General features: G+C 72.7%; 5 protein-coding genes. All 5 read left to right on the forward strand.

From position 1 onward, the window contains the following. The first annotated feature begins 128 nt into the window (after positions 1–128). On the forward strand, positions 129–3,287 hold the full coding sequence (locus ABD747_RS11045) for a hypothetical protein (RefSeq protein ID WP_344804375.1): 3,159 nt from the start codon (positions 129–131) through the stop codon (positions 3,285–3,287). 14 nt (positions 3,288–3,301) lie between these two features. Next, entirely contained in the window at positions 3,302–7,114 is a 3,813-nt protein-coding gene (locus ABD747_RS11050) for a hypothetical protein (RefSeq protein WP_344804377.1), read from the forward strand. A 69-nt stretch (positions 7,115–7,183) separates the two neighbouring features. Then, positions 7,184–11,149, forward strand: coding sequence for a hypothetical protein (locus tag ABD747_RS11055; protein ID WP_344804379.1), 3,966 nt, complete (start codon positions 7,184–7,186; stop codon positions 11,147–11,149). A gap of 246 nt (positions 11,150–11,395) precedes the next feature. Continuing rightward, complete coding sequence (locus tag ABD747_RS11060; RefSeq protein ID WP_344804381.1) at positions 11,396–11,764, forward strand: DUF1707 SHOCT-like domain-containing protein; 369 nt, start codon at positions 11,396–11,398, stop codon at positions 11,762–11,764. Positions 11,765–11,892: 128 nt separating this feature from the next. Next, positions 11,893–12,780, forward strand: a complete 888-nt coding sequence (locus tag ABD747_RS11065; protein WP_344804383.1) for a GTP-binding protein LepA — start codon at positions 11,893–11,895, stop codon at positions 12,778–12,780. Positions 12,781–12,790 lie beyond the last annotated feature (10 nt).

Consider the following 12,790-nt stretch of genomic DNA (forward strand, 5'->3'; position numbering starts at 1 on the left):
CGCGGGTAGCCGGGGTTCCGTGGGGGCCCGGTTTCCTCCCGGAGGGTCGGCAAGGTGGGTAGGCGGATGGGCAAGCTAGGCACCTCATGCCGATGCCCGCACGGGGTGATCGGCCGCCCAATGGTGTCGTGGTGTTCTTCACTCCGGATATCCGGCTGGTCCGCGCCGAGGACCATGTCGTCCTCGACGTCTCGGTGATCGGCCTCCAGCAGGGTCAGATCGACACGCCCGACGGCAGGCGGTACGTCCTCACCGGGTCGGGGCAGCTCCGGGTCCGGTTCGGCGCCCAGCAGATCCTGGAGTACGCGGCCCCCGCGCCGAGCGGCAGCGGGACCACGATCCGGGCGCGCCAGGACGTCCCGATCTACGGGCCGGCCAGCGACGTGGTGGTCACCGTCGCCCCGGCCAGCCCGCCGATCGAGCTGAGCGTCGCCGGCATCCTCGACGCGCTCGGGCGGTATCCGCTCGCCGTCGCGGCCGGTACGCCGAGCCTCGACCGGGCCGCCCCGCCGACCCCACGCCAGCGGGCGCAGCGGGCCGCCGCCGTTCGCACCCCGCAGAACGGTTCGCCCCCCGCAGACGGGGTGCGAACCGATCCACGGGGTGCGAACGCCAACCCGGGGCCGGTTACCCGGATCGCCTTCCCCCGGCGGCTGGTGGTGGAGGTCCCGGGAGGACCCGGGCCGCGGCTGTCCCACGCCAGCGAGCCGGTGAGCAACGGCGGGGCGGTCGAGCTCTGGACCAGCCGGTACGCCCTGCTCAGCACCGATCCGACCGAGCCGCCGAGCGAGCCGCCGATCCCGGTCGGTCTCGGCAAGCTGCCCGGCAACCCCAACCCGCCGCTGGCCGTCAGCGACACGCTGCTGGTCAACACGCTGACCGATGCCAACGTGGACACCTTCGCGGCCCGGGCCAGCGCGGCCGACCCGGCGACGATGACCGACCTGGCGCTGTCCGGACTGGGCGGCTGGATCACCCTGGACGGCACCTGGCAGCAGGCGGATCCGACCCTGCCGCCCGACCGGCTGCGGCACGAGACCCGGCAGGGCCGGGACCAGTTCCAGCACAACGTGCTGGTCGGCCGGCTGCTCCCGTTCGGCAACCTCTGCGTGCTGACCAGCACGACGGTGCGCAAGTTCGAGACCGGCAGCCGGCGCTCCGCAGCGCTGAGCTCGGTCGCCAACCTGGACATCCTCGAACCGACCGTCCCCTTCCCAGAGACCCGGAGCGAGACCGTGCCGCCGCCGGCCGGCAGCCCGCCGGGCACCCCGCCGACAGTCGTCACCCGGGGCAACCCGTGGCCGTGGGACTCGATCACCGTCGCCAACCCGCCCGCCGGCAACCAGGGACCGGGCCCGCAAGGGCATCCGGAGCTGTCCAGCTTCACCGTCGGCGGATCCGACTGGCGGTTCGAGGTCACCGCGGTCGACCGGCAGGGAAACCCCACCACCCTCCGGCTGCCGATGTATTTCCGGGCCGGCACCGCTCCGATCCCGCCGGGCCTGGCCAACGCCTGGGTCGCCGCGGTCGCCGCCACCGGGATCGACCTGGCCGGCCAGCCGCTGGCGATGACCAGCGTCCCGCCCCCGGCTCCGTTGCCACCGCACGCCGACGGGCGGGTACGTCCGGGTCGGGCCGGCGGCGGCCTTCCGCTCGCCGAGACCGCGACCACCGTGCTCGCCAACAACCTCACGCTCGGCTTCGCCGCCGACGGCCGGCCCGAGGTGACCGAGCTGCTCGCCCGGATCCCCAGCATCGATGCCCCGGTCCGGGACCTGGTCGGCCAGGCCGGGCAGCCGGGCCAACCCAACCCGGCCGCCGCCGTCGGCGAGGTCGCGCTGAGCTACGCCAAGGCCTACCGCGACGCCGCGTACACCGCCCTCAACGCCCAGGGCCAGCTGTTCCTGCAGGCGGTGAAGAAGGAGGGGAAGGAGGCGGTGCTCGAGCTCGGCAAGAGCGCCGCGGGCGGGCTGGCCGCCGCCGGGCTTCCGATCGGCGCGCTGTCGGCCAGCTACGGCACGGTCGCCGGCTCGCTCGATCCGGCCAAGGTGCAGGACAGTCTGACCAAGCTGGCCTCCGGCAAGGTGGATCTGAGCGTGCTGACCGAGGGCGTCGGCACGCTGCTCGGCCTGGTCCCGCTGGACGAGATCGTCGATCTCGACGCCGACCTGCCGCTGGACGAGGCGCAGAAGGTCGTCACCGACGGCCAGGACGGCGTGCTGACCAAGACGATCTTGTACGACGTCCCGCTGTTCCGGCGCGACCCCGTCACGCATGCGGTGATCCCGTTCCGCAAGGGATTCATCGAGCTCGCCCCGCGCGCCGACCTGACGAACCCGAAACTCACCGTCACCCAGACGCTGACCGCGGACGCCGACGCCCAGCAGGCGCACCAGACGACGTACGCGGAGGTGAAGGGGCTGGAGCTGAAGGTGTTCTACCGCTCCGACCCGCCCGCGAACGAGGCGGCGCTGGTCACGGTGCCGTTCAAGACGATCTCCGCGTCGTTCCGGGACACCGAGAAGCCGGAGATCGACGTCAAGTTCTCCGCGATCCGGTTCGGTGGCCTGCTGGCCTTCGTCGGGGTGCTGGCCGAGCTGATCGACGACCTCGGGCTGAGCGACCCGCCGGCGCTGGAGATCACCCCGACCGGGGCGAAGTCGTCCTTTTCCTTCCAGGTCCCGACCGTCGCTGTCGGAATGTTCGCGCTGGCCAATGTCACGTTCGCGACCAGCCTGGAGTTGAACTTCGCCACCCAGCCCGCGGTGCTGCTGCTGGTCGAGTTCTCCAGCTTCGACCACCCGTTCCGGCTGACCGTCGCGCTGCTCGGCGGTGGCGGCTACCTGCGGATCGGGGCGGCCTCGGACGGGCTGGCGCTGATCGAGGGATCGCTCTCGTTCGGGGCCGCGATCGCGGTCAATCTCGGCGTGGCCGCCGGCAGCGTGGAGGCGATGGGCGGGGTCTGCTTCCGCTACGACCGGGCCGCGCAGCTCGCCGAGATCGTCGCCTTCCTGCGGGTCCGGGGCGAGATCAACGTGCTCGGCCTGATCTCGGTCTCGGTCACGCTGATGATCACGCTGACCTACGACCTGAACCGCAACTCGCTGATCGGCGAGGCGACCCTGGTGGTCCAGGTCAGCGTCTTGTTCTTCTCCCAGAGCGTCACCGTGCCGTTCACCTGGGAGATCGCCGGCGGCAACGCCGATCCCACCTTCGCCGAGCTGATGGCGCCCCAGGGTGCGGTCGGCGAGCTGCCGTGGGACACCTACTGCCTCGCCTACGCCTGAAGAACGGGAACGCGATGACCTACTCCGTGATGTGGACCCTGCTCCCGGTGGGGTACGCCGTCGGCGGCACCAGCCGGCTGCTGTTCGACGCCGTGGCGTCGTTGAAGATCGACGACAATCGGCCCCAGCTCGGCGTGTCGCCGCTGCGCGACTGGCCGCAGACCCTGGCGGCGTTCGGGCCGCTGCACGTCCAGGTCCGCGGCGAACCGGCGCCGCGTCCCGCCGTGGTGCGCACCAAGGCCCCGGACGGCGCGCTGTGGCAGGCGATCTTCGCCACCGCGACCAGGGTGGACAAGCCGGCACCGCTGCCGAAGGCGCTGCCGATCGCGCCCGAGCCGCGCTCGTTCGCCGACACCGCGTCCGCGCTGGACACGCTGTTCGCGTCGGCGGCAGACACCCCGACCATCGACCTGGCCGCGGATCACCCGGCCGCTCGGGCGATCGAGGCGCTGGCGCTCCCGGCCGAGGCACGTCGGGCCCTCGCCGACGACACCCGGCGGATCGCCGACCCGATCGCGACGTACGCCCGCTCGCTCGCCACGCCGCAGCGGACCCGGAACCGCAGCCGGGCCGAGCGGGCCGCCCTGGTGACCCCGCTGGACCAGGTGCCAGCGGTCGAGCGCGCCGACTTCCACCAGGTGGTCGGGCTGCTGCTCAACCACCCGATCCTGTCCGAGATCCTCGGCCTGCGGATCCGGCTCGAGATCGACGCGTTCACCGACGAGCGGCTGGTCCGGGTCGCCGACGGTCAGGGCCGGCTGATCCAGGGCGAGAAGCCGGTCCGCCAGCCGTGGTCCCGGGTGGTCGCCACCCCGGCCCAGCGGCGGCTGGTGATGGCCACCCAGCGCAGCGACACACCCGAGGTGGTTGCTGGCATGGTCGACGTCGCCTCACCGGCGCGGCGGAAGGAATACCTGGTCACCAGCATCGACGTACCCGGGCTGTCCGCGCAGCTGGAGGCGCACGCCCAGGCCCGGAAGGCCGAGACCGCGCTCCGCACGCGCAGCTCCCGGACGCCGCCCGGCAAGAACCGGCTGCCCGTGCGCCGCGACACCGGGCTCACCCTGGCCCGCCGCGGCCGCCCGGAATCGGTGGTCCGTACCCAGCAGCAGCGCGCGGTGACGCTGGCCGACCCGTCCTCGGCCGCCGAGACGGTGGACGGCGCGCCCGTGCTGTATGCCGACGACGTCACCGTCGGCTTCCGGCTCGACGTCGCCGTGGACGACAAGCCGTTCGCCTCGGTCATGCACCGGCAGGTCAGCTACCGGATCGGCCAGCGCGAGCTCGCCGGGGTGGACGAGGGACGGATCGAGGGCATCGTCGGGGTGCAGCAGACCGACGAGCACGACGTCACCACGCTGCGTACCGGCGAGGAGGTCGCGTCCTGGGACGGCTGGGCGATGGCGGTGCCGAAGCCGGGGCCCAAGGTGGCGGCCCAGCCGGGCGCGCCCAGTCCGGTCACCTCGATCGACCCGACGGTGCTGGGCGGCTACGGCATCCAGATCGAGCTGCGACCGGCCCGCAGCACCCTGCCCAAGCTCCGTTACGGACACCGCCACGCGCTCCGGCTGCGGGCCGTCGACCTCGCCGGCAACTCGATCGAGCCGGCGGCGATCGACCCCGCGCAGCGGATCGAGGCCGGCCCGTACCTGCGGCACGAGGCCGCTCCCGGCCCGTACGTCGTCCCGCGCCGGCGCTACACGTTCGGCGAGTCCAACGAAAGGCTGGTAGTGCGCCCCGAAGGCGGCTCGGGAGAGCGGCACCTCGCCCCGCCGAGCGCGTCCTTCGCGCTGTGCGAGGCACACGGGCTGTTCGACGGCGCGTTCGGCGACGGTCCGGGCGCCGCGGCCGAACGCGCCCGGCTGCTCACCCTCGCCCGGCGGGAGGCCGGAACGTTCCTCGACCCGACAGTCGTCGCACCGAGCGGGCAGACCGCCCCGGCCCGCGGCATCGGCCTGGTCAGCAACGACCCGGCCGTGGTCCCCGCGGTCACCCTGCCGATTCCGCGCGGCGACACCTTGCCCAACGGCGTGTACGTCGTGCACGACACCACCGCGGCGCTGACCCCGTACCTGCCCGACCCGATCGTCACCGGGGTCACCATCTCCGGGCTCGGTGCGCTGCCGCCGCTGACCGTGCCCTTCAGCTCAGGCTCCGGTCAACCGGGCGCGTCCGGCTGGCCCGACCGCCAACCGGTCCGGCTCGTCGTGCAGCCGACCAGCAAGGCCGAGCCCAAGCTGGCGGCTCGCGCGGTGAGCGCGGGCGGACGTACCGATCTCGTGGTGTTCGTGCCGCCGGCCTTCGACGGCACGTTCGAGCTGTCCTGCGCGCTCGACCCGGCCCGGCTGGCCGAACTGGACACCGGCCAGGCCACCGCCGCGGACGTGATCGCCGGACGTCATCTGGGGCTGTCCGCCCGCCAGTCGATGAGCGTGGTCCACCCGGTGAGGAAGCCGCTCGCCCCGCCCACGATGATCGGCCAGCCCAGCCTGACCCCGACCGCCGGCGGCGTCGGCGTCCAGGGCACCGCCCGGTTCGACGTCCATCGCGCCAGCTCCGGCACCGTCGACGTGCTCGCCAGCTGGGACGAACGAATCGACACCGGGATCGGCGAGCTCGGCGAGCCGCAGCAGCGCCGGCTGGTGGTCGGCTCGGCCATGGTCGACGCCGCCGGCACCGAGCCGGCCGAGGTCCACCTGGTGCACGACTTCGGCGACACCCGGCACCGGCGGGTGCGCTATCGCGGTGTCGCCGCGACCCGGTTCGCGGAGTACTTCCCGCGGGTTCCGGCGGGCGACACCTCCCAGCAGCTGGCGGGCGCCGAGGTCGAGGTGTCGATCCCGAACCGCGGCCGGCCGCTGCCGCCGGAGGTGCACTCGCTCGTGCCGATCTTCACCCACACCACGACCAGCTCGCTCGGCACGATCAGCAAGGTCCGCAAGACCCGCGGTCTGCGGGTGTACCTGCGCCGGCCGTGGGAGCAGACCGGGGAGAACGAGCGGCTCGGCGTCGTCATCCCGGCCGACACCCCGGTCGTCGGCGGCCAGCCGCCCGCGCTGAGCACCCTGATGCAGGAGTACGTCTCCCGCTGGGGCGGCGACCCGATCGCCAAGGGCGAGGCGGACCAGGCGCCGGTGCGGCTGACCGCGCTGCAGTTCCCCAACCGGGTGACCGGCGAGTCGCCGCAGCTGCCGCTGGTCGACACGGCCCTGGTCGCGGCGGGGGAGCGGGCCCGGATCGTCTCCCACGCGGTCAAGTTCGACCCGCGCCGCCGGTTGTGGTTCGCCGACATCGCACTGGACGTCCCGGACCAGAACTGGCCGTTCGTCCGGCTCGCGCTGGTCCGGTTCCAGCCGCAGTCGGTCTCCGACGAGACCAGGATCTCGCCGATCGTGCTGACCGACTTCGCCCAGCTGCCGCCGGGTCGGACGGTCAGCGCCGCCCGCGAAGGCAAGTACGGCGTCCGGGTCAAGGTGAGCGGCACCAAGCCGCCGATCGGCGTCACCGCCGCCGGGCTGGGCTACACCCTGCGCCAGGAGCGCCGGATGCCGGACCCGCTCGACCCCGGTCTCGATATCGGCAGCGACGCCGGCATCGCCGCCGGCTGGCAGGTCAGCGCCGAACCGGCGACCGGCGAGTTCGGGCTGGCGAACCTGGTGCTGCGCTGGACGGGCCCGGCGGCCGTGCCGCCGCAGGCCACGGAGCTCGAGGCCGGCCGAATCGTGGTCGAGGAGACCGTCGCCGGGCTGCCGCTGCTGCCGGATGCACCCAGCACTCGGACCACCCTCGTCCAGACCTTCGACCGGGCCGCCATCGGCTTCGGCTGACCCACCCCAACACACCCACGTCCCCCCGACCGCGGGTGGGGGAGACGTAGCTCCCGAGAGGCATCGCTCATGACCGTCATCCGCATCCGCGACAAGATCTCCCTCACCCCCGGCGGGATCATCAACCTCGACCTGCCGCCGGGCGGCGAGGACATCGTGCTCGTCGCCCGCGAGATCGTGCTCGGCGGCGGCCGGATCACCGATCGACCCGTCACCCTGGTTGCCGAGGTGTTGACCCAGGTCGGCGGGATCGACCGTGGTCTCACCCTGTCCCACAGCGCCCCGCCCCAGGACTCGATCACCCTCGCCCGCGGCACCGTCGAGCCGGACGTACCCGTGACGGAGTCGCAGCAGGCCGCGGCCGGCAAGGACGGTTTCGCCCTTACCGCGTACGTCCGCACGCTCCGCGCCAGCACCGCGGTCACCCTCGGCCAGGGCGGCGGGCGCGGCCGGATCGGCCGGGACGAGATCCGCAACGCCTGCCAGATGGTGCCGGACTCTCCGGACCATCCCTGCCGGCATCTGGACATCAAGCACCGGGACTTCATCGAGGGGCCGCCCGGCGGGCCCGGCGTCGACGGTCAGCCCGGCGGGCAGGCCGGGTCGGTGGTGATCCACTGCGTCAGCAACGGCCTCGGCTCGGCGGCGGACTGGCGCGGACGCGGCGGTGCGGGCGGGGAAGGTGGCGAAGGAGGCAAGGGCGGCAAGGGTGCCGGCTTCAAGCCGCCCCCCGGCGACGACGGCGCCGACGGGGAGAAGGGTGCGACCCCGGCCGACAAGAACGCGGTGATCGTCGGCCATACCGAGACCGACTGGTACGCGCTGGTCGCCAAGCTGCCGTACGCGCCGGAGTGGGCGCGGTTCCGGGCGCAGCAACTGGCCCACATCCTGCGGGAGCACAGCGGCGCCGGGGTCAGCGGCGGACGTACCGACGGCTTCCTCGCCGAGCGGGCCGGGGCGGCCCGGCTGCCCGTCGTGCAGCCGCCGTTCCCGCTGACCGACCAGCAGTTCGTCGACGTGGTCGACGAGAACGGGGTCGAGTTCGACCTGGAGATCGTGCCGGAGGTGAGCCTGTACGACAGCATCCGCCGCGGACGCGCGGCGGAGGTCGAGGAGGCCCTGGTCGCGCTCAGCGGCACCGCTCCCGGCGCGGTGAGCGCCGCCCGGGATGCACTGAAGGCCGCGTTGGCCAGCCTGCTCGGACCGGGCGGCAGCTTTCTCGACCAGGGGGACCGGGCCCGCGGCCGACGTACCGTCGCCGATCTGGCGCGGGCCGACGCCGCGGCCGCGATCGATCGCTGCGCCCGCGTCCTCGGCCAGGTGTTCGGCGGCGGAGCAAGCCTGGTCGTGCCCGGCCTCGGGCCGAGTCCGACGTCGATCGACGCGCTCGCGCTGGCCGGCTCGCTGGCGAGCCTGATCGGCACGATCCCACCGGCTCAGGCGGGTAGTCCGGTGCCGAGCGTGTCACCGGTCAGCGCTCTACCGGCCAGGCCCAGCCTGGCGGTCAGCCGGGCGCACCGGACCACGGCAGGGCCGTACGAACCGGGCGCGTTACCCGGCAGCGTGCCGGCGCTGATCGGCCTGGCGCAGCACGGGCAGTGGCCGGCGCTGGCGGGTCCGACCGAGGCCCGGGCCGTCGACCTGGTCCAGGTGGCCGCCCAGCTCCGGCAGGCCACCGGGCCGCGGCCGGCCCGCGACCTGATCGTGGAACTGGCCGAGGCCGTCCGCACCTGGCTGCTCGCCGACCTGCGGATCGAGCAGGCGGGCGACGCGCTGGCGGCGGTGGACTGGGCCCGGGCAACCGCCCAGCAGGCACTCGCCGACCTCGGCGCGGTCGGCAACTCCGACTTCCGCAAGGCCATCCCGGTGCTGATGCGCGCGGGCGGGCTCGCCGCCGACGCCATCCGGTTTCACAGTCTTCGGGCCCAGCGGGCCGCCCGGCTGTACACCCTGAGCGAGGAGTCGCTGACCGGTTTCGGGGCCCGCTCGGCCGTCTCCGACCCGGACCTGATCTGGTCCATGGTCGACCGCGGCGAGCAGCTGTTCGGGCTGACCGACACCGTCCGCGAGCAGGTGACGGCGCTGCTCGCCAGCGACGCCGATGAGCAGCGGGACACCTACACCGCGCGCGGCACCTTCCGCGCCAAGCAGGACGCCGGGACCGCCCGGCTGAAGTTCGTCGCTCCCGATCTGCCGCCGGATCCGCAGGCCTACCCGGGCAGCGCGGAGGTGTTCGCACGGCTGCGGAGCGAGGAGGCGGGCTTCTGGTTCGACGCCGCGCTGGCCGACATCGAAGGTGCCCAGAGCGACGCCAAGGTCACCGGCGCGACGGTCACCATCACGTTCGACTCGGCCGAGAATGCACGGACCGTGCCGGTGACCCTGACCCATCAGGGCTTCTCCAGCCAGCTGGACCTGAACGGTGCTCTGCACACTCAGTCCGCGCTGCCGGCCACGCTCGGGGTCGTCTGCGTCCAGGCGCAGACGGACGGCACCGAGACCCAGGAGCCGATCGGGCTGGACTACGCGGTCGGCAGCCGGGACCGGACACCGCCGGAGATCCCGGCCGGCGGGCTGGAGCCGGAGCCGACGTTCCCGGCGTACGGCCGCGGCGTCGTGGCCGGCTGGCGGTTGGTGCTCGGACTGGACTCCGCCCAGCTCGACCCGTCCACCATCACGATGATCGAGGTAGAGCTGCGGCACGAGTCGCTGCAGGAGAAGCAGATCGTGAACCTGCTCCGGGTCGAGCTGGCCACCCAGGGACTTGCCGCCGGCAGCAGCGCGCCCGGCCGGGTCACGCTCACCGGGGAGGCGCCGACCGGTGGGCTGCAGGTGCTGCTGAGCAGCTCCGATCCGGCTGTCCTCCAGGTCCCGTCCGGCGTGCTGGTGCCGGCCGGGGAGCGTACGGCCAACTTCAGCGTGAAGGCGCTGAAGGCGTCCGGTACGTCCGCGGTCCGGATCGCGGCCCGCACGGCCGACGGGGTCAGCCGACGGGCCCGGATCCCGGTCCGGCCGGCGCTGCCGCCTGCGGTCTCCCGGCGCGTGCTCGGCGGGGCGGGTGTCGGGGCGGCCAACTGCGTCGTGCTCGTCCCGGGCACCGGATCGGCACCGGACCGGCTGTTGGTCACCGTCTCGCCGCCGAAGCCGAGCGAGGCGCCCAGCGGTCCGCTGGTCGCACCCGAGGTGCACCTGCTCGGCTCGGACCTGTCGCCGGTCCGAGTCGGCGAGCCGGGCGAGCTGCCGCGGGCGGTGAGCGTCGATCCAACCCGCTCGGCGGCGTACGTCGTGCTGGCCGAGCAGCTGGTCAAGCTCGACCTCGCCACCCTGAGCGTGGTGGCGACGGCGCAGCTGGGCTTCGGCCTCGTGGACGTCTGCTGCGCACCCACCCACGGGGTGGTGTTCGTCAGCGACCTGTCGCGCGGCCGGATCCACGTGCTGTCCGCGGACGACCTCTCCTCGCGGCAGATCCTCGGCGGTCCGTTGCCGGGGCCGGCGAACCCGCTCACCGGCGTCTCCCGGATGGCGCTGGACGGAGACCGGATCGTCGTCGCGCGCGGCGCCGCCGGGCTGGCCACGCCGGTGGCCGCGGTGACCGAGATCCGCCGGCAGGTCGACGGAACCTGGGCGATCGGGCGGAACCACGACTTCGCCGGACCGTTCATACAGCCGGTCGCGGTGGCGGTGGACCCGGTCCGCGGCTGGGTGTACGTCAGCTCGCTCGGCAACCCCGGCCGGCCGCCGACACTGACCGTGCACAACCGCAATCTGCTGCTCCGCGCCGAGCTGCCGCTGCCCGGCAACGCCAACGGGCTCGCGGTCCGGCCGCACGACGGACTGGTCTACGTTGCGAGCCAGGGTGGCACCCTGCTCGTGGACGGCCCGGGCGAACAGGTGCTGCGGATCCAACCGACCGGCCCGTTCCCGTACTCCGTCGCCGTCAACTCAGCCGGCAGCGCGTACGTCGCCGACCTGATCGAGCACACCGTCAGCAAGGTCGAGACCCCCGCCGAGCTGAAGCTCGTCCGCCTCGCCTGAACGCCCGTCCCGCCCGCCCCTGGCTCTCCGGCTGCCGGCTCCCCGACCCGCCGGCCCGCCGGCTCCCCGACCCGCCGGCCCGCCGGCCCGCCGGGCCCGGCGCCGCCCCTCACCCGAACCGGAAAGTGTGCAGAAACGGCAGATCTGAAGCGCTTCAGACTGCGAGAAGTGCCCACTTTCTCGGGGGACGGGGACCAGCGAACCTGCTCGGCACGGAGCGGTCCGGGACCCTCGTACCCTGGGTAGGTGAGCGAACTGCCGATCTCCTCGCCGTACCGCAGCACGCCGGACGCGCCGGTCAGCGACGCCGAGCGCGATCAGCTGAACGGCCGGCTCAACGCCGCCTTCGAGGCTGGCAGCATCGACGCCGACGATTTCCGCTCGCGGCTGGACCGGTTGTTCGCGGCCCAGCGGCTCGGCGAGCTCGTCCCGGTGGTGCAGGGCCTGCCGCCGCTGCCGACGTACGACACCCCGAGCATCGTGGACGTCGGCACCGGCCAGCCCGGAGAAGTCAGCGAGGCTCGACCGGCCGAGCGGATCGCCCTGATCCTGATCGCGGTGGTCGGCGTGATGTTCCTGATCGCGATGATGCTGCTGTTCATCCTGATGGATTGATCATCCTGATGCGCCGAGCGACAGTTCCGCTGCCGATCGAACGAATTTAGCTAAGGCTCACCTAAACTGTGGCGTACAACACGCGGGAGTCCGTGCCCGAACGATGCTTGTCTTCCTAGAATGAAACTGTGCCGCGGCAACCGATCACTCAGAAGAAGATCGCTGAACACGTTCAGCGGCTGGGTGAGCTCTACCCGCCCATCTCACTGGACTCGGTCGATCGCACCATCAAGAACCCGCAGGCGGTGGCCGATCGCTACGGCCACGTGATCGATTACCTCGCTCGAGTCGAGCTCGAGGTGGACCGCAACGTGCTCGAGCTGCTCTGCCTGCTGCCCGACGTCGACGACACCAACAAGACCTTCTACGCCGACGTCTGGCAGCCGCAGGAGATCCAGCACGGGCTGATCCTCGATCGGCTCCAGCAAGACCTCGGCCGCCAGCCCGCCGAGCCGCACCTGGACGTCTCGTTCAAGATCAAGATCCTGGGTGCGCTGGCCAACCTCAAGCCGATCCAGGACGTCGCGAAGCTGCTCTATTTCCTCACCGGTGCCAGCACCGAGCGGCAGGCGGTGCTTGCGTACAACCAGATCAACTCCGGGATGCGCGAGTTGGGGGAGAGCGCCATCTCCGAAACCATCATCTCTCCGATCAAGCAGCAGGAGCCGGGCCATTTCGCCTTCTACCAGATGTCGGCGACCGCGATGATCCAGGACAAGGTGCTCCGGCCGTGGCAGGTGTTCCTGACTCGGGTACTGCGGGAGAAGTCGTACAACCTGGTCGGCACCAACGCGATGGACCGCTATCGAGCGGACATGGGCGGGGTGGTCGTCCAGCTGGGGCTGGACAGCGACCTGGAGGGGTACGCCCGCGAGGTGGGTCGGGTGGAGACGCGACTGCTGTGGGCGAACGAGCAGGGGATGGAGTTCCCGCCGTACATCCTGCGGGCGCTGCGGGAGAGCGTCGAGCTCTATCAGGAGCGGCTCGGGCACACCGGCCGGTTCGCGACCGCCTGACCCTCCGGTC

The organism is Microlunatus ginsengisoli (assembly GCF_039537205.1).
GTDB classification, from domain to species: Bacteria; Actinomycetota; Actinomycetes; order Propionibacteriales; family Propionibacteriaceae; genus Microlunatus; species Microlunatus ginsengisoli.